This window comes from Gaoshiqia sediminis (assembly GCF_025907915.1).
GTDB classification, from domain to species: domain Bacteria; phylum Bacteroidota; class Bacteroidia; order Bacteroidales; family Prolixibacteraceae; genus Gaoshiqia; species Gaoshiqia sediminis.
The window spans coordinates 93163-118895 of the sequence record NZ_JAPAAF010000001.1 but is presented as its reverse complement, the minus strand read 5'-3'; the positions used below and the strand labels follow the sequence as shown (position 1 = coordinate 118895).

Sequence of the window (25733 nt, the reverse complement as noted above, 5' to 3'; positions counted from 1 at the left end):
TTTGTAAAAAGTTGCAAATATAAACCATTGTTGGCGAGTTCCCAAGGCGGGAAAACTAATTTTGAGAACGCACGAGATGGAGAATTAGTATTTCACCCCGCTGCTATTGTCGTAAAATGATCATTCTGCCGGTTTTTGAGGTGGTAGCTCCATCGAGCGCGACCACCACAATCCGGTACAAATAGGCGCCGCTCCGCACCAGCACCTGGCTGTCACTCACCTGCCATACCATCGGGAGGCTTTCGTTGCCAGCTGAACGTAACCGCTCTTGAATGACATCCAGCATACTTCCCGAATAATCATAGATCTCCACCCGGGCATCCAGCGTCTCATCCGGACGGTTGTGCTTAAATTTAAAGTTTGTGAAATCGGACAATGGGTTCGGGTAACAAATAACCTCTTCAATTTCAAGCGCATCGGTAATCCGGAATGTAATTTCTACTTCAGCAGAATTATTGAGTACATCCCACACTTTCAGCCTTAGGGTATGTTCGCCGGCACTCAAGCCGGTTAATGGATATACGAGGGAACCCGAAGTATGGCTATCCATATCTGATAAAAAATAGTCGTTCAGCACCAAAACATGGCTATCGTCACCATCAATAACCGCGGTGATGTCGTGTCCGATGCCGGTACCCACGGTATTGATGCCGGTTTCATCTTCCAAACGCGCATACAAAACAGGATTGGTGCCAACCTCATCTCCCGAACGAAAACGCTCATCATTTAGATAAAGACGGATGTCGGGACCGGCAACGTCATTCACAACATTTGCCGACGGACCACCAAATAAAAAACTGTCCGAATAGCCATTGGCATCGACTAGCCCATTATGAGCGTAGTAGTTGATCTTCCCTGGCGACACAGCGTACGAAACATCTTTGGGGACAACAAAACTAAAACTGAACCTTCCGTTGGTCACCGTGGCCATCCCCTTAAAAATGATGTTATTTCTGACTTTATACGTGAAGGGATCATTGCCCCCATTTCCAAGTGTTTTCACGGTATCCTGCTTGTCGTAAACTACCGGGATGATTTCGCCATTAAAATCAGGGAGCAAATTTCCGGCCTGATCGATGATTTCGCCGGTTACCGTTACGTTGGAAAGAGGGCCGATAGGCTCTGTCATTTCACCGGGTGGGTGTCCGTTTATGGTTTTGGTGACAACCTGGTAATTGGGTAGGGCCAGCCGGAGGGCCGGATCGCCCAGCAAGGTAAAGTTTCGTTTATTGGTGCCGGTGTTGATGCCATTTTTGGTCCGTTTCATCACCTCGCCCAGCGCCAAGATTTTGCCTCCTTCGCCACGGCTAAAAATATGCTTGTAAAATTCACTGTTCAAAATGAAATTGGGGTTCGAATAAACCACACGGGTGGTGCTGAACAAGCCAATGCCACCGCCATACGGGTTAAAAAGAATGTGCTCACCTCCTGAATTTTCATCGCCATCAAACCGGCTAATTTCGCAAGTGGCTGTTACGAAAACGGGCAACCGGTTGAAATTTTGCCATTGGTCGATATCATTAATCCCCAGCACCTTCTCGTGTGCCAGGGCCAATTCGTTGGCATGGCCAATATAATTCAGGATCAGCGCCCCTTCTTTTACCCGATTGTTAATTACTTCATTCACGCCCGGGTACTGGTCGCCGGCCGGCGTTGACTTTTCCGGCCAGGCATCAAAGTAGATTTTATCGGCAAACAAAGCAGGATTGGTCAGATTGACAGCATCAGCCAGACTTTCGGACTGAACCATGTGGGTATTGGCATCCTCGTCATCACCAATAAAGCAGACTACATTCCGCCAGTTACCCAACGAATTGACAGACGAGTAATTTTTGATTTTCTGCACTACAGCCGAAACTTCATCCATTGTCCGGGCCGGTATCCGGCCGATACCCAAATCAATAGCGCCAATATAGTCGCCTTCACCCGGATCGAGCAGCACAAAAAAATCATCCGTCACAAAAGAGGCCGTTGGCAACAATGAATTCTCCGATTGATAGGTCGGGATAAAATTGTAGCCCTTGCCCAGCAAATTTCGGTTATCGTAACTACCATCGCCCAGCAAAAGCACATATTTCAGGTTTCCGCTACCGGCATTGGAACGGTCGTAACACATGCGCAGGTAATTCCGGATACCTGCCGCATCAGGCAAGCCACCGGAGAATTCATTATAAATAAGATCGGGGGTAACAACCGCAACACGCAACTGATCGGATTGCCGGTGAAAATTGGCCAGTTCATGCGCACCTGACAGGAAATCGGGATGGGTGATGATGATCATATCCGGAACGATGTCCTGGTGCAGGTTTTGGTTGGGCACCTCCCCTACGATCTCCGGCTCTGGAATTTCGCCATCCGGATAAAACGCGACATACTCCCGCAGCATGTCCGCAGTTGCCGAGAACTGCACCAAACTCCCCGTCTGTTCATACGGCACCGATTTCGGGTCAACGAAATCCGTCACCTCCCATACCTGCAAATTATTCCCGGGCGAGTTTATCTTAAAGAGTGCCACATTCCCGGGGCCAATTCGTTCGGCATCCCGAAAAAAGAGCGGAGAATGGCCCACCGTCAATGCCCGGAAAAAATTCACCTCGATATAATCGAGCCAACCGCTCGCTGAATTGCCGGCAGCCTGATAACGCAAGTTGAGCGACAAGTCGCGCGTGTCACCATCTAGCTGAAAGCGCGTTTGATTAATTGAAGCGTACGGACCAATCGGATCGCCTGTTTGCACTGACTGAAAGTTCATCTGGGCACGTAATACCTGATCATAATAAACAGCTAACGAGGAACTTCCAGCCGAGCGCCCGGCCCCTTCCATATAAACATTCACCGGCCGGCTATTATCCACATTCTCGAGTACAAAACTATAATCCCTCGTTTGTCCATCCTGGAAACGATCTCCAAACCAGCGATTTCCGGAATGTATCAGATTTTCTTTTTCTTCTTCATACAGCCTGTAATCCAGGAAATTGACGACTTCATGCGTAAACTCAGCCGTTTCGGCAGGCGAACTGTCAACATACCTCGGTGTGCCCTGATCACTCAGGTAATAGCAGGCATAATCAGCATACTCATTTCGCTGATGTTTAAACACGTTGTTCGATTTATAAAAAGTCCACCTTATTGTACCTGTGGCATAGAAAAACAGGCAATCATTGTTGTTTTTATCTTTTCCGTGCCAAACCGGGTTCTGCACCAGGTCGTCATAAAAATCTTCATCATTCATTTTTGGGAGCATAAAGCCGCCATTTCCGTACAAGCAAACTTGCGCCGGCTCTAACCCCCAATTCCGGAGCTGACTGTACGTGACTTTATAAATACCCCGCTCTACGGCCTTCAACTTGATCCACTTCCCGGTGGCCAATACAGATGACGCTTGCCAATTCTTTTGTTTTTTTTCGACTAACTGACGTTCCTCATAATACTCCAACTCAAACGATACCAATTTTTGCAGTTGACCGTTTTCAGCAATAAAGGGCACGACTTCAATCCAAGCTTGCGGTTGATGTTGGGAAAGTGTGTAGTTGATCTTAACATTTAGCTCTTCAGAAAAGCAACCCGGTTGATAATTGTTTCCGACTTCTGTCGGTTCAAACTGTAGATTAACAAGCCTCACCCGTTGCCCGAATCCACTCAACGGGACCGATTCGACATAAACCGGAAAGCCATCGTTCGACCAGGAAGCGTTAGAAAGAACCAAGTGTTGGCGGTTCTCCGGGCCGCTTTCCGTTGCCCAGTCCAGAACCCGCCTTTGCCCCAGTGCGGCAAGGGTAATCAACCACATCAGGAGAATAAGAACCGGAACAAATTTCTTCATCAGCATGAACAATCATTTAGCAAAACCACTTTATATCAGCTTTTATTGCGGCATGCAAGTTACAATATATGCATCGTACTGCCGCATTCCGGAAAATTTGCAAACAAAAATAACCAGCTGCACGAATAATCCATCATAAAAAGTTATATTGGCCAAACAATAAGAATTGAACAAATTAGTTATATTTGTGAACGTCAAAAATTAACAGAAAATACATAGCAATGAAATTTAAAGCCATACTATTCCTGGGTTTGTCTGTACTACTGGCAAGCTGTGGATTGTTCAAAAAAGATGGTGGTGGATTCGGCAAAAACAAGAATGTTTCCAGTACGACAGGTTGGAGTTATAACGACCCTGACAATGGCGGGTTTCAAACCGATCTGGACTACCAGCAATTTGCAGGGCCCGGTTTGCGATTTATCCAGGGTGGAACCTTTACCATGGGTCGAGTAGAGCAAGATGTCATGTATGACTGGAACAACATGCCCCGGAGGGTTACCGTTGCTTCGTTTTACATGGATGAAACCGAAGTATCGAACCTGGATTACCGGGAATATTTGTACTGGATCCAGCGGGTTTATCCGGAAAACATGCAGAAATACGAAGCTGCCCTGCCCGATACACTTGTATGGCGCGAAGAATTGGGATACAACGAACCTTACCTGATGAACTATTTCCGGCACCCCGCCTACAGCAAATACCCCGTTGTGGGCGTGAGCTGGGAACAGGCAGAAGCTTACTGCAAATGGCGGACCGACCGGGTAAATGAACAGATCCTGATTGACCGAGGCATTTTGGATCATGACCTTTCGCAAAGCGGACAAAACGTATTTACCTCCGAAAGTTACCTGGCTGGCTTATATGAAGGCGTTGCCGGAAACAAACCCATGGAAGACGCTGCGGGCAATTCCAGGAGAGTAAAATGGGAAGATGGCATCCTGATGCCAAATTACAGGCTCCCCACCGAAGCTGAATGGGAATATGCCGCCTATGGCCTCATTGGAAACACGGAAGGAGAATTGCTGACAGAGCGGAAAATATACCCTTGGAATGGTAGTTATCTAAGAGATGACTCCCGCAAAGACCGCGGGCAATTAAATGCCAACTTTATCCGCGGCCGGGGTGACTTAATGGGGATGGCCGGAGCGTTGAATGACAATGCCGATATTACTGCCCCTGTTGATTCATACAACCCGAATGATTATGGACTTTACTGCATGGCTGGAAACGTAAATGAATGGGTAGCCGATGTTTACCGTCCCCTGTCGATGCAAGACATGAACGAATTCCAGCCCTTCCGCGGTACCGTTTATACCCGGTACAAGCGAGATGCAGACGGCAACCTCATCCGCAATGAATTTGGCGAACTACAAGTAGATACCATTGCCGATTACCGAAATTTCAACGATGGTGATTATCAATCTCAAATCATTGAAGGACAAGATTGGAACACCGAAAAAAACAACATCGCAACAGATGATATGTATGTAAAGTCGGATCAGGACGGACAACTTTCCTCACTGATCTCCGACAACGTGCGTGTTTACAAAGGTGGTTCGTGGAAAGACCGCCCTTACTGGCTGATTCCCGGAACCAGAAGATACAAAGAGCAAACCGAATCGACCAACGATCTTGGCTTCCGTTGTGCCATGACCCGCGTTGGCAGTCCTCAGGGATTTTAATCAAACCGAAAGATATTTACAAAACCTCATTTGCAAGAATGGGGTTTTCTTTTTCCCAGACACCATGAACACCGAACAATTATATCAGCTATTCCTGCAGCACCCTACGGTATCAACGGATACACGAAACATTCCGGAAGGAGGCATCTTCTTTGCCCTGAAAGGACAACACTTCGACGGTAATACATTTGCCGCAGAAGCCCTGACAAAGGGAGCTGCCTATGCAGTAATCGACAACGCAGATTTTGCAAAGAACGACAGAATCATCCTGGTTAACGATGTTCTGACCAGTCTGCAACAACTGGCAAACCACCACCGAAAACAACTGCAAATACCGATATTGGCCATAACCGGCTCCAATGGGAAAACTACAACCAAGGAGCTGATTGGCACCGTTTTGCAGAAAAAATACCAGGTAACCTTTACCCAGGGAAACCTGAACAATCACATTGGCGTTCCGCTCACGTTGCTAAGCTTAAGCGGAGATACGGAAATCGCCGTGATTGAAATGGGCGCTAATCATCCCGGCGAAATTGCCAAATTATGCCAAATTGCCGAGCCTAATTTTGGTCTGATCACCAATATCGGAAAAGCGCATCTCGAAGGCTTTGGATCGTTTGAAGGTGTAGTAAAAACGAAATCAGAGCTGTACGACTTCTTACGCAACCATTCAGGGAAATGCTTTATCAACAGCGACAACGAATTGCTCGTGAAACAGGCAGCCGGACTGGAACATCTAAGTTACGGGACCAGCGATGAAGCTCAGCTACAGGGCCAGCCGGAGGAAACCTCCTATTACCTGACGGTAAAAGTGCTTTTCCCGAAAGGATGGCTGTACCTGAAATCCAAGCTTATCGGATCGTACAATTTCGAAAACATCCTCGCAGCAGCCCGTATTGGACTCCATTTTGGCGTCGATCCGCTTGAAATCCAACAGGCCATTGAGAGCTACCAACCAAGCAACAACCGTTCGCAACTCATCCAAAAAGGAAGCAACCGCATTATTATGGACGCCTACAATGCAAACCCTACCAGCATGATGGCAGCTTTGACAAACTTTGCATCCATTAGCCATTCAGCAAAAACCATAATCCTGGGCGACATGCTCGAGCTGGGCGAATACGCGGCAAACGAACACCAAAAAATTGCCGATTTTATTGATGGGCACAATTTCGACAATGTTTTCCTGGTGGGTAAATGTTTCTTATCGGTAACAACAGGCCCTAAAATAAAGAAGTTCGACAATGCCGAACTCCTTTCTGACTACCTATATCAACAAAAACCAATCGAAGATAACTTAATCCTGATCAAGGGCTCCCGAGGCATCCAGTTGGAAAAAATCCTCGAAAAGCTATAAGCAGCATTAAATAAATCCGCGACCTTAGTTTACCGGTTTTTCAACTTTTAAGACCTCGGAAATCGCCTGTTCAAATGTAGCTTTGGGTAATGCGCCCATGGCCATTTGCGGCTGCCCGTCAACCGGAACAAACAAGAGCGACGGAATACTTTGGATACCAAACATGGCGGCCAGCTCGCGCTGGTCTTCCGTATCAACTTTATAAATGTGCAGGCTATCACCGTATTCTTTCTGAAGTTCTTCCAACAATGGAGCAACCATCTTGCATGGTCCGCACCAGTCAGCGTAAAAATCAATCAAACAAGGTTTGCTGCCTTCGTATTTCCAATCTTTATTTTGTTCAAAATTGAAAACTTTCTCTTTGAATGTTTCTTTCGTCAAATGTTCTAACATAGCTTTGATATTTTAATTAATGCAAATATATACCTTTTTCGATATCTAGATATCAACTTCCATGCCAATTAATTTAATGGAGGCAGACACCCCCATTCCTCCGAAATAATTGTAATTTTGTCACGGTTTTAAACAAATTGACAGGATTTTGCTTTAATAACGTTTAAAACTGAAAGATAGATACATGAAGAGGCATTTAAAACACCCAATATTTACTATTATTTCAGAAGAAGCGGACAAGCTAGGACAGGAATGTTATGTCATCGGCGGTTTTGTCAGGGATTTATTTCTGACGCGCGAATCGAAAGATATTGATGTGGTTACCCTTGGCAGCGGCATCCAGCTGGCGCAACAGGTGGCCAAACGACTGGGCCCTAGAACTCCCGTCAGTGTTTTCAAAAACTTTGGGACGGCCATGATAAAAACCAACGACCTGGAGGTTGAATTTGTAGGAGCCCGAAAAGAATCGTACCAACCCGATTCCCGAAAGCCCGTTGTGGAAGACGGCACACTGGAAGATGACCAAAAACGCAGGGATTTCACCATCAACGCCTTAGCCATCTGCCTGAACCAAAAACATTACGGAGAACTGGTTGATCCGTTCAACGGAATTGACGACCTGAATAACCGGATTATCCGGACTCCACTCGAACCAGGCATCACCTTTTCCGACGACCCGCTGCGCATGTTGCGGGCCATCCGTTTTGCCACACAACTCAACTTCATCATCGAAGAGAAAACCTTGCAGGCTATCGTTGAAAACAAGGAACGAATCAGCATCATTTCAAAAGAGCGGATTGTTGAAGAACTCAATAAAATAATCCTGTCCGACAAACCGTCGAAAGGATTCCGCCTGCTCGACAAAACCGGCCTGCTGATACTCATTTTTCCCGAACTGCACCAACTGAAAGGTGTGGAAGAAGTAAACGGCAAAGGACATAAGGATAACTTTTTGCACACGCTGGAGGTGCTCGACCGCATTGTGCCCCACACCAACAACCTGTGGCTGCGCTGGTCGGCCCTGCTGCACGATATTGCCAAACCCCGGACGAAACGTTTTGTGCCGGGCATCGGGTGGACATTCCACGCCCACAACTACGTAGGGGAAAAGATGATCCCCTCCCTGTTCCGGCGCATGAAACTGCCGATGAACGAAAAAATGAAATACATCCAAAAAATGGTTTCGCTGCATATGCGCCCCATTGTCCTTTCGGAAGAAGAAGTTACCGACTCTGCTGTACGCCGCCTGCTTTTTGAGGCCGGCGACGACATTGATGATCTGATGACTCTTTGTGAAGCAGATATCACATCAAAGAATGCCGAAAAGGTCAAGCGCTACCTGAAAAACTTTCAACTGGTACGGGAGAAATTAAAAGACCTGGAAGAACGCGACCATATCCGCAACTTTCAGCCACCCGTTTCGGGGGAAGAAATCATGGAGATATTTGGCCTTTCACCCTGCCGACAGGTAGGCGAAATAAAAAATGCCATTAAAGAAGCCATCCTGGAAGGAGAAATCCGCAACGAATATGCGGAAGCCCGCCAATACATGCTGAAGAAAGCAACTGAGATGGGTTTGAAGCCGGTGAACAATTAATCGGTGTAAGTCAATTTCAGCCTTACCGGCAAATGATCGCTAAAACCTCCTTGGTATTTGAATCCCAAGTAAGTGCGAAAAAGTCGCCGCCCACCATATTTTGGGTCGGGTTCGAACAAAAACGGGAGCTTCACGATTTGCGCATCAGCAGGAGTGGTATGCAATCCTTCCGGCGACAATAAACAATCAGTAACCACCAACTGATCAAACACCTGCCAGCTTTGCTGGTGCTTAAGCGTCCCATCAGGTGGCCATGCAGCCGACAAATTTACCAGACCCCTTCTTGTTTCGGTGTCAATGGGCACGGTGCCCAGGGTGATACGCATGCTCTTATTTTGCGGCTGATCATTAAAATCGCCCATGATAACCACTTTCACCCGGGAGTTAACCGCCAGCAATTCATCTACTGCCTTCCGTAAGGTGTGAGCCGCCAGCAAGCGTTGCGCCTCCGTTTCTGCCTGACCACTGTAACGCGAAGGCCAATGATTAACAAACACATGCAACGTGTCTCCCGTTGGGAACAAGAAACAGGCCTGCAAAATCTCCCGGGTAAGCAGTACACTTCCTTTTTCACCGATCAGCGGAAGGTATTCATATTCGATCGGAACCACCTGCTCCGGCTGGTAAAGCAAGGCCACATCAATTCCCCGATGATCCGGCGAATCCTTATGGATGATACGGTATTTCAGCCCTGACAACGGCGTTTGAGTCGTTAAGTCGTCCAGGACACCTCGATTTTCAACTTCGCATAAACCCACAATGGCAGGCGCATCAAAACCACAAGAAGCCAAAATTACCTTGGCCGTGTTATTTAATTTCTGGTTTAACCGTCGAAAAGTCCAATGCCGATCACCCTGAGGCAAAAACTCATCATCGTCGTTCTGTGGATCATCCTTTGTATCCCACAGGTTTTCAACATTGTAAAAAAGGATATAAAAATTGGTTGTTGCCGGTCCTTCCTGCGAAAACAAAGCAAACGGAAGAAAAGCGAACACAAAGTAGATCAGGCAATATTTATTTACGTTTTTTCTCAACACGTTCATAAGCTCCCAGGTCTGGTGCATAATCGCTGGTTCGGCTTTGTCCAAGAAAATCAGATGGGAACAAGGCGCCAATGGATTCCAGTCCGGCATCTTTAGCCGGGCTGAGTGTATCCAGTTCGAAATTCAACTTCGTGTACGGATCGAAAAATTTGGGAGACAAGCCTTTCAGGATAGCCGAATAATGGTTAGCATTGGTAGTTTTGAAGGTGTCTGCCACTTGCAACAAGCAATGATCGAACCGGTAGTTAAACTCCGCCTCTCCGGTTTTAATCAGTTCCAGTTCATTGCCTGTCACCATATTACCGGTAATAATGCTATTGGCAAAAAACGCCTTTTTCAGGTCGCCCAGATAAGTTTCACCAGCCCCCGTGGTTTGTCCGGCAATGACATGGTCTGAGATCATCAGTGCCGGGGTCGAACGCGAGCGTCCGGAAAATCCACCCCAATAGTTGGCAATCGTGGTATGATAAAATTCGTACTCACCGCCAACCAGCAGCGCAGCCGCGTAAAATCCGCAATTGGCAATCACACTGTTGTAGCACCTTATTTTTGATTTTAATGAAAAAATTCCCGCGTACGCATGGTTATATATCTTGGTACCAGCCAATACCACCGAAGCAAAACCGGAATTTTCGATCGTTCCAACCTGCAAGCCAATGTTGGCATTTTTAATTTCAGCATAGTTAAACACATTATCCTGGCTACCCGAGAACAGCAAAATCCCGTTCCACTGATCCGGAACGTCGCGATAAACATCTTCGAGCCGGTCTCCCTGAAAAATGACCGGCTGCTGCTGGGTGCCATTCACCAGTATTTTTCCTTTCACATAAAGGCCCGTACCACGATGAAAATAAATCTTTGCCCCTGGATCTATGGTCAGGACGGCACCGCTGTCAACTTTCGTATTGCTGTAAACAAGGTAAGGCTTCTCCGCCGTCCAGGTAGTTGACTTGGAAATCTGGTTCTTCACCAAAAAAATATCCTGTCCCCAAGCCAATAAATCCACATCCTGCAAATTGGCATTCGTCAGAAACTCAATCGAGTCTTTTACAACAATCGGTAAATCGCGCCCAACGGGGTTGATGGTCACCTCTACAAAAATGTAAATACTATCCTTAGGAGGAATCTCCACATCATACAACTCATCAGCCGGGAATCCATTGATGTTTAGCCGGAAATTGGAACCTTCGCCACCCGCCAGCCGAATGGTGGAAATTAATATTTTCTGATCGTACGGATTATAAACTTTCAGGTGCTGCGTGGTGGAACCGATGTTGGCAAAAATGGTGTCAAACATCACTGTATCAACCGAAAAAGCCAGCTTAGCATTGGTCGATGAAAGGTAACGCTCATCCTCACACGAAACCATGTAAATTAACATGAGAAGGGCAACACTTATGTAGAAGATCTTCTTCACCGGCAGCTTTTTGGTTTAACGAGCGTTCCACGTACATTAGTATGCTAAAATACAAAATGATTTTCACAAATTTTAACATTTTTTTGCAGGCCTCAAAAAAAGTCGATCTCACTTTCTGTTAACCAACAGGTAAAGCCCGGCCACGGTGAGCATCCCATTTAAGATCAGCAGCTCAAAACCAAATTTATAGCCGTGAAAAATTTCTTCGGAGAAACTGGAAATCACAAACGAGAGTACCGGTGCCAAAACGGCAACAAGCGGAACCCAGCGATCGTGTATTTTCTGCTTGTTGAAAAAGCTAAACAGAAACACCCCCAGGATGGGGCCATACGTATATCCGGCTGCTTTAAAAACAGCCACCACAACACTTTCATTATTAATCATCCTAAAAATAAGAATGACCACAATAAGCAAGGCCGAAAAACCCAAATGAACCCATTTCCGGTATCTCAACCCGGCGCTTTTCGATCCGGCCCCAATACTTAAAAAATCGACACAAAAAGAAGTGGTCATGGCAGTCAAGGCCGAGTCGGCGCTGGAAAAAGCAGCAGCGGTAATGCCCAGCAAGAAAGCCACGGCCACCGCTTTTCCCAGGTAATTCAGTGCCAAAAACGGGTACAACTGGTCGGTAGCATCCGGAACAGCCAGCCCGATTTGAGCCGCGTACTGGTACAACATCGCTCCCAGCCCAAGGAACAAAAGCACCACAAACACAAAAAAGGAGCTGAACACGAACATGTTCTTCCGGGCTTCCTTCAAGCTCTTACAAGTCAGGTTTTTCTGCATGATATCCTGATCCATCCCGTTTATTACCAGGGTCATGAAGATCCCGGCCACAAATTGTTTCAGGAAGAAGTTGGGTGAACGCCAATCGAAAAAGAAGACCTGCGACAAATCGCTTGTATGGATGGACTGAACGATTTCCCGACTGCTGACCCCCAATCTGGAGCTGATTTCGTAGATGGTGAAAATCACCGCCAGCACCAGGAAGGTGGTTTGCAGGGTATCGGTCCAAACAATGGTTTTTATACCAGCGCGATAAGTATAGAGCCAAATCAGCAGCACACTGAGGCACACCGACACGGCAAACGGAATTCCAAACGCATCGAAAAAGGCAAGTTGCAACACCAGCGCTACCAGGTAAAGCCGGAATGCGGCACCAATAACTTTGGACAACAGGAAAAAGAACGAGGCTGTTTTCAGACTGTAAAAGCCCATCCGTTCCTCCAAAAACGAATAAATCGAGATCAGGTTGAGTCGGTAATAAAAAGGCAGCAACACCAAGGCAATGAGCCAGTAGCCCACCAGATTGCCCAACACAAATTGCAGGTACGAGAACGACGAGTTGCCCACTTCGCCCGGCACCGAAATAAAGGTGACGCCCGACAGGGTAGCCCCCAACATGCCGTAAGCCACCAAAAACCAAGGCGATGACTTGTTAGCATTAAAAAAGCTCAATTGATCAGCCTTGCGCGAAGTCAGCCAGGAAATGAAAATCAGCAGTAAAAAATAGGCGGTGATAACAACAAAAACCTGGGTTGGACTCATTTCTGACACGGTTCATCAAGGTACAACAAGTAGTTACGACGGATGGACAGATACTCTTCCAGTTCCGGCTTCCACGAAGCTTCGATCTCTTCCAGCGTTTTCCCGGCACGAATATCCGCCAACAGCTGATCGGTTCCGGCCAACAGGTTAAACCATCGCTCCGAACTCAGGAAATCGCCTTCAACAGCGAAAAGCTGACGATATTTCAAAAAATATTTCAGGCTGAACCGATGGTTTAAACAAGACTCCCGAAGATCTTCTCCATAACAAACCCGGCCTTCGTGCAGCGGCATTTTAGCCATGCCCGCCAAACTTTCGGGCGTAAACTGAAAATCGCCAAAAGTGGGATCTGGGTAGCCGATCACCTGAAACGGGAACAGGGTACCCCGGCCAATACTCACCTGCGTCGCTTCGAAAAAACACAAGGACGGATACAAGCGGACGGACAGGTCGGTTGGCAAGTTGGGCGACGGTTTCACCGGCAACGAATAACGACTCTGATGCGTGTAATTCTTCACCGGAATCACGGTCAGCTCACATGTTGCACCGCCATTTAACCACCCTTCACCATTGATCATCCCGGCCAGTTCGCCCAGTGTACAGCCATGCACTACCGGAATGGGGTGCATGCCCACAAACGATTTAAAAGCAGGCTTCAGCACCGGCCCAGCCACATAATCCCCATTGGGATTGGGACGGTCGAGCACCAGCAGCGGAAGCCGATTTTCGGCACAGGCTTCCATTACATAGTGCAGGGTACTGAGGTAGGTATAAAACCGGACGCCCACATCCTGTATGTCAAAAACGATGAGGTCCAGCTCCTGAAATTGGGCTGGCGTTGGTTTTTTATTGTCACCATACAGCGAAATAACCGGGAGCCCGGTGGCCGCGTCTGTCTGATCAGTAATGAATTCTCCGGCATCGGCATCTCCGCGAAAACCATGCTCCGGGCAAAAAATCTTCTGCACGTCAATTTTTTCATACAAAAGAAAATCGAGCAAGTGCCGGTCACCAACCCGGGACGTATGGTTGACCACCAAACCAATTTTTTTACCCGTTAGCAGGGGCAGGTACTGCTCCGGCTGATCGGCCCCGGTCTTTAGTTCCTGAACATAAGCCACGTTCCACCCAAACAAAAATAAACCAATAAAAAGGAGAATGCGCATGACGACATGTTTTTTGTTGTACGAATGTAAGAAATCGAACTTAAAAGAGTTGATTATTCAGGCATCAATTAAACTTTGTTATTTTTAGACGTTCAAAAAAGAAACACATGCGCATCCCGATACCATACCTGATTACCCTGCTTCTGATTACCTTTTCCCAGGCCGGCACCAAGGCTCAGCACAAACCCGGTTTTCTGGAATTCATGCACCATCCCTGGGTGGACTCTACCCTGCAAACGATGACGCCGGAGCAGAAAATCGGGCAGCTGTTCATTATCCAGGCGTACAGCGAAAATGAGAAAAAGACGGACGAGCTCATCGCCGAAATCCAAAACTTTCAGGTGGGAGGCATCCTATTCATGCAGGGGACAGCCGCCAACCAGGCAACCATCACCAATCAACTTCAGAAGCACAGCAATATACCCTTGCTGATTACCATGGATGCCGAGTGGGGCCCCGGGTTCCGGTTGAAAGACGGCCCAAAATACCCGGTGCAGATGGCCTTGGGCGCAATTCAGCAAGATAGCCTGATTTACAGGATGGGACACGAGATCGGTCAACAATTAAAGCGTCTGGGGGTACATGTGAATTTTGCACCCGTGGCCGATGTGAACAACAATCCCGGCAACCCGGTGATCAATTACCGAAGCTTTGGCGAAAATCCAAATAATGTGGTACGAAAAACCTGGCTTTATGCCAAAGGGATGCAAGATGCCGGAGTATTGGCCGTTGCCAAACATTTTCCGGGCCATGGCGACACCAAAACCGACTCCCATTTGGCGCTGCCGGTCATCCAGCACGACAGCACACGACTGAATACCATCGAGCTGTATCCCTTCCGCGCACTGGCTGACAGCGGCATTGGCGGGATGATGACGGCCCACTTACAGGTACCGGCCCTGGAACCCAATCCAAACCTGCCGTCGTCCCTCTCTCCCCGGATCATCCAAAAGAAACTGGTGGAGGAGTTTGGCTTCGATGGACTGGTCGTGACCGATGGGATGAACATGAGCGGGGTAACCAAGTATTTTAATTCGGGCGAAGCCGCAGTGCGTGCTTTGGCTGCCGGAAATGACATGCTCGAGATTGTCCCCAACCTGAGCGAAGCAATAACAGCCGTAAAAACCGCCCTGCAGGAAAAAATTATCAGCAACGAAGAAATCGATTGGAAATGCCGGAAGGTACTGGCATTGAAAAAATGGCTCGAACTGGACCGTTATCAACCGGCAGCGGCCAAAAACCTGACCGCCGACCTGGACAATCCCCGCTACACGCTCACCAAGCGCCTGTTGCACGAACAATCGCTCACGCTGCTCAATAACGAGGATAGCCTGTTGCCTCTGCAACGGCTCGATACACTCCGAATAGCTGTTGTATCGCTGGGCAAAGAAAATACAACTTCCTTTCAGCGCATGACAGCCAACTACCTTGATGTTGACTTCTTCAACCTGAAAAAGAATGCCACCCACCTGGAGCTTTCTCAGCTTGTAACCCGACTAAAAAACTACAACCTGTTAATTTGCGGGTTACATAACCTGAGTCTGAGTCCTTCTCGAAACTACGGAACAGATCCCCTTTGGCAGGAGTTCATGAAAGGGACCGCCGACAAAAAACAGGTGGCCGTTCTGTTGGGAAATCCCTACGCCCTCAATTTTATCCCGGGAATAGAAAACACGGCCTCGCTGCTGATAGCCTACCAGGAAAACGCGATCACCGAAGAATTGGCTGCACAAGCCATCTTCGGGGCTATTAACATCAACGGAAAACTACCGGTAAACGTCAACTCCACCTTCAAACTGAATGATGGACTGGAGGTAAAAAAAAATGACCGGTTGAAATACACCATCCCGGAAGAGGCAGGAATTTCGTCGCCTTATCTGGAGCGGCGGATCGACAGCCTGGCCAACCTCGGACTAAAAGAGAAGGCCTACCCGGGTTGCCAGGTGCTGATTGCCGTTGACGGCAAGGTTATCCTCCACAAATGTTACGGGCATCTGACTTACGAACAAAACCAACCGCTCGAAAAAGACCATCTGTACGACTGGGCCTCCATCACCAAAATTACCGGCCCGTTGCCGATACTGATCAAACTGCACGGCGAAAACAAATACAACCTCGACCTGCCCTTTTCGTTTTACTATCCTCCCTTTCGGAATACCGACAAAGAGAAAATCACTACCCGCGAAATCCTGGCCCACCAGGCCCGCTTCCAACCCTGGATTTCGTTTTGGAGAAATGCCCTCACCCAAAGTGGGGAATTGCAACATTCGGTTTTTCACCCTCAACCTGATCCAGGGTTCAACATCCGTGTGTCTTCTCAACTTTTCATGAACCAGGACCACATCCAGGATATGCTCGGCGAAATCAGGGATTCCAGGCTACTGCCCACCACCAAATACACCTATTCCGACTTGGGCTTCCTGCTGTTTCCGTTCATCACCAAAGACCTGACAGGACAGAACTATGAGAGCTACCTGAGAACGACATTTTACCGGCCACTTGGAGCCAGTACGGTTACCTTCAACCCGTTTAACTACTTTCCCCTGGAACGATTTGTGCCCACCGAGAATGACGATTATTTCAGGCAGGAACAACTGCGAGGCTTTGTACACGACGAAAGCGCGGCCATGTTTGGGGGAGTTTCGGGAAATGCCGGACTATTCGGCACGGCCAACGACCTGGCCAAAATTATGCAGATGTACCTGCAATACGGACGATACGGAGGAGAGCAATTGCTCGATTCGGCCAGCATAGCCGAATTCACCCGCATTCAGTACCCGAAGAATGAAAACCGCCGGGGACTCGGCTTCGATAAACCCTACATCGACAATCACAAGAAAAAACTGAAAGAAGCTTATCCGGCAGTGGACGCCAGTGAGCTGAGCTTCGGACACAGCGGCTATACCGGAACATTCACCTGGGTGGATCCGCAAAAACGAGTACTTTTCATCTTCTTCTCGAACCGAATTTATCCGACCCGCAACAATTCAAAATTGTTCGATCTGAACATTCGCCCGGCCATGCACCAGGTGATTTACGACAGCCTGAAAAAAGGCCATTCAAATCGCTAAAAAATGTTAAAATGTTTTTTAACATCCTTCCTCTTTTTCACCAACTTACCAGCACAAAATGCCCGCCACAAGAAGCTTTCCGCTCAAAAAAAAGGTTACACGAGCAGTTAAAATCCACCCTAATTTTCAAACTCCGCATGCAATCACTGCGTATCTTATACGTTATTAAATTATTAATTTTAACTTTAAAGGACTTAGAGATCATTATTTAATAACCTATAAAATTTTACTGCCATGGAGAGGAAAATCACTTTCAACGAGCTTCGCAAAATCAAAGACAGCTTACCTGACGGTACCATCCGCCAATTGGCGCAGGAGTTTAATATAGAAGTTGAAACCGTCAGGAATTATTTTGGAGGCGCCAATTACGATCGCGGAAGATCGGTAGGTTTACACATTGAACCAGGTCCCAATGGCGGGATTGTCTTACTGGATGACACAAAAATTTTGGAAAGGGCAGAACAATTACTGGCTGAAATTCATTAACGTAAATCACTGTTTTATACACAAAAAACTGTCTTATCTTTATGGGACAGTTTTTTTTTACCTAAACCGATCATCAACATGAGAAAATCCGTCTGCTTTTTTATTCTGCTGGCCCTGACTATTGGCAGTACAGCCAGCGCTCAGCCTATGAAATCGCTCTTTAACGGCAAAAACCTGAAAAACTGGGACATATTTATCGGAACCGCACTGAAAGGATTTGACGACCTCAAACTAAAAGCTACGCCTGAAAGTACCTTTTCCGTCGTGGAAAAGGACGGAGAAAAACTGATCCGCGTTTCGGGTGATGTGAACGCTTCGCTGGCCACCAAAAAAGAATACGAAAACTATCACCTCAGGCTTGAATACAGATGGGGTGAAGCCGTTTACACCTCGCGAAACAGCGGACTGCTGTACCATAGCTACGGGCCGTTTGGTGCCGGAATTGGCACCTGGATGAGCTCCATCGAGCTGCAACTGATGCATGAAAACCTGGGCGATGCCTACATGATGGCCGATACGTATGCCGAAATTTCGGTAAGCGAAGTTGGACAGAATAAGGTATTCGACAAAGCAGGGAAGTCCTTGGCTTTTGGCAATGATCAAAACGGCGGTAAAATGGCCCGCAAACAACAGCATGCCGAAAAACCGCTTGGCGAATGGAACGTCGTTGATCTGTACTGCCTGGGCAACACAGCCATTCATGTCGTAAACGGTGTGAAAGTAATGGAATGCCGCAACACCGGCAAATTGGGCAATGGTACGGTCGTGCCACTTTCAAAAGGGAAAATCCAACTGCAATCCGAAGGCGGTGAATTTTTCATCCGCAACATTCAACTGGAAAAGATCAACCGGTTACCATCAAACTAAATTGAGCAGCCGCCTTTATTCATCAGGTGACTTGAAGTCACCTGATGAATAAAAGCAGCCCAACAAAAAACCGCTGAAAACAAGGTGTGATCGTTCGACCACCACTTGTTTTCAACGGTTTTCCATAATCATCAACGGTTTCCCGTTTCGGGTGCACAGTGCCACCCTTGCTTCTATCTTTTTACTGATCTCTTTCTTCCACCAGCGAAAGCGCCTTCACGACTTCTTCCTTTTTCGCGTGGTTGAGCAGGCCATTCCTGACCGGTAACCCGGTCAATTTTCAGCGGATGCCCATCCAACGAAGCCCGGCTTGCTGCTTTAATCAGCTCATCATCGTACCGGCTGTCAATCTCAAAAAAGGAGAATTTACGCTGAATGTCAATTTTACCAATTTCAATATTTTTCTTTTTCAATTGATCATTAATCAAGCCCAGCAGGCGTGAGGCATTCAGGTTTTGCTTCTTCCCGGCATTCACAAACAAGCGGGAGAAAGTAACCCGGCCACGGTCGTTTCCACGTTTCTCGAAGCCTCTTTTCTCCTTCTCCTGCACATTCAGGTCGGGGGCATTTTTGTAATAAGACAGGAAGCGGTTAAACTCGGCCGACACAAAACGTTTCAGAATATCTTCGCTGCTCAGTCCGGCAAATTTTTCCATGATAGCCGGCAAATACGGGTCAATCCGCGAATCGTTCACTTCCACCTGCACCACTTTGTCGATCATATGCATCAGCTGTACTTCACAAATCTCTTCGCCACCGGGTACCATTTTGCGCACAAAGCGCTTGTTCGATACGTTTTCAATCTGGCGTAGTTTGCCGGTTTCGCGCATGTGTACAATCGAAACCGAAATACCGCTCTTCCCGGCGCGTCCGGTACGCCCGCTTCGGTGAATATATACCTCCGGATCGTCGGGCAAACTATAGTTGATCACATGGCTCAGATCGTTCACATCCAACCCGCGGGCGGCCACATCGGTAGCTACCAGCATTTGCAGGTTGCGCGAGCGGAAACGGCTCATCACCTGGTCGCGCTGTGCCTGCGACAAGTCGCCGTGCAACGCATCGGCATTATAACCGTCGGCCATGAATTTCTCGGCCACTTCGCGTGTTTCCATCCGTGTGCGGCAGAAAACAATCGCGTAGCAGTTCGGATAGTTGTCGGCAATACGTTTCAGGGTAGCGTATTTATCTTTTGCATGCACCACATAGTAATGATGCTCCACATTCTCAGCGCCCGAGTTGCGTTTTCCCACCGAAAGCTCTTCGGGGTTATGCAAATACTTACGGGTCATTTCTGCAATTTCCTTGGGCATGGTGGCCGAAAACAGCAAGGTTTGCTTTACGGCAGGCGTCTCAGCCAAAATGGCGTCCATTTCTTCTTTAAAGCCCATGGTCAGCATCTCGTCCGCCTCATCGAGCACCAGCCACTTGATTTGGCCGACATTCAAGACTTTCCGGCGGATCAGGTCGTGTACACGACCCGGGGTTCCCACTACAATCTGGCCACCATCGCGCAGTTCGCGGATTTGTTTGCCAATATCGGTACCACCGTACACCGCAATGTTTTTAAAGCCGCGGATGTTTTTCGAAAAGGCTTCCAGGTCGCGGGTAATCTGCAAACAGAGCTCGCGCGTTGGACACAACACCAATGCCTGAACGGCTTTCGACTTCGTGTCGATATTGTGCAGCAGCGGCAAGCCAAAAGCTGCGGTTTTACCCGTCCCCGTTTGGGCCAGGGCTACCAGGTCGTTGTTGTTGTTTAAAAGATGTGGAATGGTTTTTTCCTGAATAGGAGTAGGTTGCTCAAAGCCCATTTCTGAAATGGCGCTGAGCAGTTCGGGCTTCAAACCCGTTTCTTCAAATGTCATCGTCGTAAATTATTATGCGAAGAACAACACCGTTCTTCTGATCCAATAAGCACTGATGACAATAAAATTTACTTTTCAATACACCCCTTTGCCATCCATGCGAAAATCGAGGTGCAAAGGTAATTTTATTTTCATAGAAATAGACAAGTCGCCCAAAACGGCCTGAACAAATACGACTATTAAGGCAAAATTCGTAACTTTCAGCTACTTATTCACCGACAATGGGATATTCGTACACTTTCACCTGTCAATCCTGTCACCACCGCCAAAAGCTTTATGAAGGCTGGGGCTTTATGGTACATGACCAACCGGCAAAAGACTATCTGCTCTCCCAACCCGTGAGCTTACACTACCGGACACATCAAAAAATTGTTAAGCTTTCGCAACAGTATCCTGATTTAGAGTTAAAAATGGAGTACCGCATTTACCGCTGCCGTCATTGTCTGCAAATCTCGGATAAACTTTTCGTGCAGTTGATCAGCGACGGGAAAGTATTGCACAAAACCCGTTTCCGCTGCTCAAACTGTCAAACCAGCCTGAAACACACAAATATCCTCCGCCTGAAGTACGCCATTTGCCCAAAATGCAAAAGCCAACAATTCAAAAAAGAAAAAGAGTTGGTTTTATGGAATTGAGCTCCGGCACCAGTTATCGAAAGTTGACATAAATCAACCGGCCCAATTTGTTCGTCCCCTCGATTATCCCTAAACTTGCCCCCGATAAACCCGTTATCCATGGAACTTGCCCTGATCGCCTTATTGGTTTTTTTAATGAACATCCCCTTTGGGGCGCTGCGCAGCCGGTATAAAAAGTTTACCCGGATGTGGTGGGTGTATATTCACCTGCCGGTTCCGCTGGTCATTCTGTTGCGGCTTTGCAGCGATATTGGTTTTGCCGCCCACACCTATCCCATTTTGATGGGCTCCTTTTTTATCGGGCAGTTGGCCGGCCGAAAAATGGTCAGCCTGAAAGCACGGGTAGATTAGGCAAAACCCCGGAACAAATCGGTAAAAATGAAGTTATTCCGTTGTCCCCAGCCCAGTGAATAAGGCTGCTAACACGAAATCCGGGCACGATTGGGCTCCATGTCCTATAAGGTATATCTTTCAATCAGCGCCACCAGATCGCCTGCTTTGATGGGCTTGGCCAGGTAATCCGTGAAACCGCTCTGCTGGGTCCGTTCCCGGTCGCCTGACAGGGCGAAGGCGGTTTGGGCAATTATCGGCACGCGGGTGTTGAACTGTCGGATCTGCCGGGTAGCTTCATAGCCGTCCATCACCGGCATTTTGATGTCCATCAGCACCAACTGGATTTCGGGATGCTGCTGCACCAGCAGAACGGCTTCTTCCCCATTCCTGGCGCGGATCAGCTGATAATTTTGCTTGGCCAGCACCACCTCCAGGTAATAATAGCTGGCCTGGTCGTCTTCGGCAATCAGAATTACTGCATCCGGTTGTTCATCGGCCACGGGTTCAGTCACAGCCTCCGTTGTTTGCTGATTTGTCTCAGCTTGAACGACAAGCGGAATGGAAACATAAAAGGTACTTCCCTGTCCGACTTCGGATTCGACCCAAATGCGGCCCTTTAATAATTCCGCGTACGACTTGCAGATGGATAGCCCCAATCCGGATCCTTCATAAGTCCGGTTCAGGTTCAGGTCCGCTTGCGTGAAGCGATCGAAAATGGCTTCCAGCCGGTTGGGAGCAATGCCGATGCCGCTGTCTTTCACATAAAAAACCAGCTGTCCGTTGTCCATTTGGCAGCCCAGCTCAACAAAACCATTCGCCGTGAATTTGACGGCATTTTTGATCAGGTTGCCCAGAATCGATTCCAGTTTGTTTTTATCGATTTTGATTTGCGCATCTTCCGGCAAGCGGTTAACCACCCGAAGCTGCAAACCATTCCGTTCGGCCTCCGGCTTATAAAACTCATAAAAATAGTTCAACAAGCCATTTACCCGAATCAATTCTTCTTTGACGTCCAGGTGACCGGCTTCTATTTTGGATATCTCGATAATATCGTTGATGGTATTGAGCAGCCGATCACTGCTTTCCTGCACAATTTGCAGGTAATCTTCGCGTAATTCTTCCTCCAATCCTGGCTCCTGCAGCAAATCCAGGAAGCCAATGATGCTGTTCATCGGGGTGCGGATCTCGTGGCTCATATTGGCCAGAAAAGCCGATTTCAACCGGTCGCTTTCTTCAGCTTTTTCTTTCGCAGCGACCAAATTCTTGATCATATCTTTCTTCTCGGTGATATCCTCCCGAACCGTCACAAAGTGGGTTATTTCACCTTCGCTGTTAAAGATGGGAGAAATAACAGCGCTTACCCAGTATAGCGAGCCGTCTTTTCGTTTATTCTGCAGTTCGCCTTTCCAATCCTTTCCTGATAGGATGGTATCCCAAAGGTCCTTATAAAAATCATCCGCATGAAGACCGGACTTCAGTAAATTGGATTTCTTCCCCTTTACATCTTCCAACTCATAGCCGGTTATCTGAGTGAAAGTGGGATTGACATATTCGATACATCCTTCCTTATCGGTAATAAACATGATTACCGGGCTTTGCTCCACTGCCCGGTTCAACAGGCGCAATTGGCGCTCATGCCTTTTCTTCTCGGTAATATCGTGAATGATAGCATGCAAAAATTTCCTTTCCCCGATAATCACCTTACTGATGAATACCTCCACATCGCACTCAGAACCGTCTGCTTTCCGGTGTTTAAACTCATAAGACATATTCCTGGTTAAAAGAGCACCCTGTATTTTCTCGTTTAATTCCTCTGGTGAAGTTGTATTGATGGTCGAGATTTTCATTCCTCGAAGTGCCTCAACCGGGAAACCGTAAAATTCGGCTGCAGCCAGGTTCGCATCCGTGATTATTCCCTGTTCCGGATCGATTAGTAACTTATTAGCTGAATGATCATTAAACAGCGACCGAAATTTCTCCTCACTGTCACGCAACTCTTTTTCCTGCGTTATTCGCTCGGTGATGTTCACATCAGCACCCCGGTAACCAATCAGATTTCCGGCATCGTCGAACATTGGCACCCCACTGGTTGAAACCCATATAATTTCGCCTGCTTTGTTAATATTGCGATTGACAAAATCGCGCAATGGCTGCTTCTTGTTAAAAAATTCAAAGGCCAGCTGCTTGAAGTGTTCCCGATCCTCGGGATGAAACATTTCGTAGAAAAACTTTTTCCCGACAATTTCTTCGGGGGTATAACCCAGTATATTTTCAACAACACCGCTCGAATACGTGTACAGCCCCTGCGGATCCACTTCCCATATCCACTCCTGAGAGTTTTCAGAGATTTGCTTAAACCTTTCTTCCGACTCCCTCACCCTTCTCTCTGAGTTTTTCCGCTCAGAAATATCGCGTGCAACACTGAGTATGGCAGGTTTCCCATGGTAGAAAATTTGAGTTGAGCTAATTTCAACCGGAATCACCCGCCCACTTTTGGTGGTATGCTCGGTTTCGAATATCTGGATTTTATCTCCGTTGGTGGCCTTCGAACGTTTAAAAAATTCTGTCTTAGACATCTTCCTGTCGATTCCCGGCAATCCGATTTCAAGCAATTCGTCACGGGTAAAGCCCAGCGTTTTTACCGCGGCCGTATTCACATCCAGCAGTTTTCCCTCCGGATCAATGATCCAGATCGTTTCATTCATGCCATTAATCAGTCCGTGGTATTCCTTTTCCCGCGACTGTAACTCTTCCATGATTTGTTTATATTCGGTCATGTCACGCGAAGCGGCCACAAACATTTTTTCACCCGGTATCGGATGGGCATTCCAAGAAAGCCATTTCACGGAGCCATCTCTACAGAGGTAACGATTCTCAAACTGATATACCTCATTGCCTTCAACAACTTTCGCGATCCCATTGATCGTTTTTTCCCGATCATCCGGATGAATGAACTCCAGGTAAGGTTTCGAGAGCAATTCATCATTACTCCAATCCAGTGTTCGCTCCCACGATGGATTCAGCACCTTTAAATAGCCATCGAAACCAGCAACACAAAACATATCAATAGCATACTTGAACACCCGGTCGCTTTGCAATAGTTTTTGCTCGTTCTGTTTTTGCTGTGTTACATCGCGGGCAATGCCTTCCAGGGCCACCAGCTTTCCAGCTTCATCATAAATCGGAATATTCCGCTGTTCTTTCCAGATCAGGCCGCCATCCTTCCGGAAATACCGCAACGTAATGGGTATGCGGATGTTTTCTTCTTCGAAAATCATTCTTTTCAGCACCGGCAGATCGTCCGGATGAACATACTTGAACACGAGATCCGGGTCGGCATAGTACTCTTCCGGGGCATAGCCGGTAATGTACAGCGAAGCCGGGCTCATGTAGGTACATTGGATGTGCGGATACAGTTCGAAGCGGTAAATCATGTCCTGCGCATTCTCGGCCAACCGCCGGAAGCGCTCCTCGCTTTCCCGCAGTCGCTCTTCGGCCACGCGCCGCTGCACTTTCACCTCTTTCTGATCCAAAGCCTGCATAACGGCAGGTCCCAGACGTTTTAAAGATTCCTTCAGCACGTAATCCACCGCACCGGCTTTTAGGCAATCAACGGCTGTTTCCTCATTGATCGATCCGGTAACGATAATCACGGGAACTTCCGGGCACACATCCAAGGTGATCTTCAGTGCATCCAGCCCGGTAAAGGCCGGCATGTTGTAATCCGAAAGAATGAGATCGGGTTTGATTTGCCCCAGCGCCTGATGAAAGTCCTCCCGGGTTTGTACCCGTTCGAAAACAGCTTGTGGTAAAAACTTCCGTATTTCCCGCTTAACAATTTCGGCATCAGTTAGCACATCCTCTGCCAGTAAAATCCGAACGGTCTGATTCGTTTGCATACATCCTGTTTATCGGTTTCCCTACAAAATAAAGAAAAAATCAGTTAACGGGGTTGTTGGTTAAGCAAGAGCCAATAAAATCCCAAATCCCTTACCGCTTCAACAAACTTGGAAAAATCAACCGGTTTAACGATGTAACTGTTCACACCAAGCTGATAGCTCCGCACCATATCCGTTTCTTCCTTACTGGAAGTGAGCATGATAACCGGGATAATTTTGGTCTCGGGGTTGCTTTTTATTTCCTTCAGCACTTGCAGCCCATCGATCTTGGGCAGTTTTAAATCGAGCAAAATGATTTTGGGCCGGAATTTCTTTTCACGACCCGCAAACTTACCCCGCGCAAAAACGAAATCCAGGGCTTCTTCGCCATCGTTCACCACCAGCACCTGGTTGCTCACATTGTTCTTCTTTAACGCTCGCAAAGCCATTTCGGCGTCATGCGGATTGTCTTCCACAATCAGGATTTCCACTTGGTTCATCGGTTCCATAGGCTGTTTGTTAGAAATTGGTTAATGGTCATTGGCTATTGGCTACTCAATACTCACGAC

The 25733-nt window shown here is 47.5% G+C and carries 17 protein-coding genes; 8 read left to right on the top strand and 9 right to left on the bottom strand.

What is annotated here, in order from left to right; all coding sequences use genetic code 11:
* Positions 1–103: 103 nt before the first annotated feature.
* Positions 104–3823 carry a type IX secretion system sortase PorU gene (gene porU, locus N2K84_RS00455; RefSeq protein WP_282589785.1) on the bottom strand — a complete coding sequence of 1240 codons (3720 nt, stop codon included), beginning with the start codon at positions 3821–3823 and terminating at the stop codon, positions 104–106.
* A gap of 221 nt (positions 3824–4044) precedes the next feature.
* Between porU and N2K84_RS00450 the strand changes: the two genes are divergently transcribed.
* Entirely contained in the window at positions 4045–5505 is a 1461-nt protein-coding gene (locus tag N2K84_RS00450) for an SUMF1/EgtB/PvdO family nonheme iron enzyme (protein ID WP_282589784.1), read from the top strand.
* 64 nt (positions 5506–5569) lie between these two features.
* Positions 5570–6862, top strand: a complete 1293-nt coding sequence (locus N2K84_RS00445) for a UDP-N-acetylmuramoyl-tripeptide--D-alanyl-D-alanine ligase (RefSeq protein ID WP_282589783.1) — start codon at positions 5570–5572, stop codon at positions 6860–6862.
* Between the two features lie 24 nt (positions 6863–6886).
* On the opposite strand, the gene trxA is transcribed toward N2K84_RS00445, so the two are convergent.
* Positions 6887–7255 carry a thioredoxin gene (gene trxA, locus N2K84_RS00440; protein ID WP_282589782.1) on the bottom strand — a complete coding sequence of 123 codons (369 nt, stop codon included), beginning with the start codon at positions 7253–7255 and terminating at the stop codon, positions 6887–6889.
* Positions 7256–7439: 184 nt separating this feature from the next.
* Here trxA and N2K84_RS00435 point away from each other — a divergent pair, with 184 nt between their 5' ends.
* On the top strand, positions 7440–8852 hold the full coding sequence (locus tag N2K84_RS00435; RefSeq protein ID WP_282589781.1) for a CCA tRNA nucleotidyltransferase: 1413 nt from the start codon (positions 7440–7442) through the stop codon (positions 8850–8852).
* On the opposite strand, the gene N2K84_RS00430 is transcribed toward N2K84_RS00435, so the two are convergent.
* The 4 genes from N2K84_RS00430 to N2K84_RS00415 form a co-directional block, all read right to left on the bottom strand.
* Positions 8849–9916 (bottom strand): endonuclease/exonuclease/phosphatase family protein, encoded by a 1068-nt coding sequence (locus N2K84_RS00430; protein WP_282589780.1) that lies wholly within the window; start codon positions 9914–9916, stop codon positions 8849–8851. The two genes, N2K84_RS00435 and N2K84_RS00430, sit on opposite strands and share 4 nt — an antisense overlap.
* Positions 9867–11312, bottom strand: a complete 1446-nt coding sequence (locus N2K84_RS00425) for a hypothetical protein (protein WP_282589779.1) — start codon at positions 11310–11312, stop codon at positions 9867–9869. The genes N2K84_RS00430 and N2K84_RS00425 overlap by 50 nt, the downstream gene beginning before the upstream one ends.
* Before the next feature lie 108 nt (positions 11313–11420).
* On the bottom strand, positions 11421–12860 hold the full coding sequence (locus N2K84_RS00420) for a sodium:solute symporter (RefSeq protein ID WP_282589778.1): 1440 nt from the start codon (positions 12858–12860) through the stop codon (positions 11421–11423).
* Positions 12857–14026, bottom strand: coding sequence for an exo-beta-N-acetylmuramidase NamZ family protein (locus tag N2K84_RS00415; protein WP_282589777.1), 1170 nt, complete (start codon positions 14024–14026; stop codon positions 12857–12859). The genes N2K84_RS00420 and N2K84_RS00415 overlap by 4 nt, the downstream gene beginning before the upstream one ends.
* A 107-nt stretch (positions 14027–14133) precedes the next feature.
* On the opposite strand from N2K84_RS00415, the gene N2K84_RS00410 reads away from it, so the two are divergent.
* From N2K84_RS00410 to N2K84_RS00400, 3 genes are all read left to right on the top strand, one after another.
* Entirely contained in the window at positions 14134–17097 is a 2964-nt protein-coding gene (locus N2K84_RS00410) for a serine hydrolase domain-containing protein (RefSeq protein ID WP_282589776.1), read from the top strand.
* Positions 17098–17331: 234 nt separating this feature from the next.
* Positions 17332–17583, top strand: a complete 252-nt coding sequence (locus N2K84_RS00405; RefSeq protein WP_282589775.1) for a DNA-binding protein — start codon at positions 17332–17334, stop codon at positions 17581–17583.
* Positions 17584–17661: 78 nt separating this feature from the next.
* A complete protein-coding gene (locus N2K84_RS00400; protein ID WP_282589774.1) occupies positions 17662–18450 on the top strand; it encodes a 3-keto-disaccharide hydrolase in 789 nt (262 codons plus the stop codon).
* Between the two features lie 173 nt (positions 18451–18623).
* Here the strand turns inward: N2K84_RS00400 and N2K84_RS00395 are convergent, their stop codons facing one another.
* On the bottom strand, positions 18624–20318 hold the full coding sequence (locus N2K84_RS00395) for a DEAD/DEAH box helicase (RefSeq protein WP_282589773.1): 1695 nt from the start codon (positions 20316–20318) through the stop codon (positions 18624–18626).
* Between the two features lie 221 nt (positions 20319–20539).
* Between N2K84_RS00395 and N2K84_RS00390 the strand changes: the two genes are divergently transcribed.
* On the top strand, positions 20540–20953 hold the full coding sequence (locus tag N2K84_RS00390; RefSeq protein WP_282589772.1) for a hypothetical protein: 414 nt from the start codon (positions 20540–20542) through the stop codon (positions 20951–20953).
* A 99-nt stretch (positions 20954–21052) separates the two neighbouring features.
* Entirely contained in the window at positions 21053–21304 is a 252-nt protein-coding gene (locus tag N2K84_RS00385; RefSeq protein ID WP_282589771.1) for a hypothetical protein, read from the top strand.
* A gap of 104 nt (positions 21305–21408) precedes the next feature.
* Here the strand turns inward: N2K84_RS00385 and N2K84_RS00380 are convergent, their stop codons facing one another.
* Both N2K84_RS00380 and N2K84_RS00375 read right to left on the bottom strand, forming a co-directional pair.
* On the bottom strand, positions 21409–25185 hold the full coding sequence (locus N2K84_RS00380; RefSeq protein WP_282589770.1) for a PAS domain S-box protein: 3777 nt from the start codon (positions 25183–25185) through the stop codon (positions 21409–21411).
* Between the two features lie 44 nt (positions 25186–25229).
* Positions 25230–25673: a response regulator gene (locus tag N2K84_RS00375; protein ID WP_282589769.1), complete on the bottom strand. Its 444-nt coding sequence runs from the start codon at positions 25671–25673 to the stop codon at positions 25230–25232.
* Positions 25674–25733 lie beyond the last annotated feature (60 nt).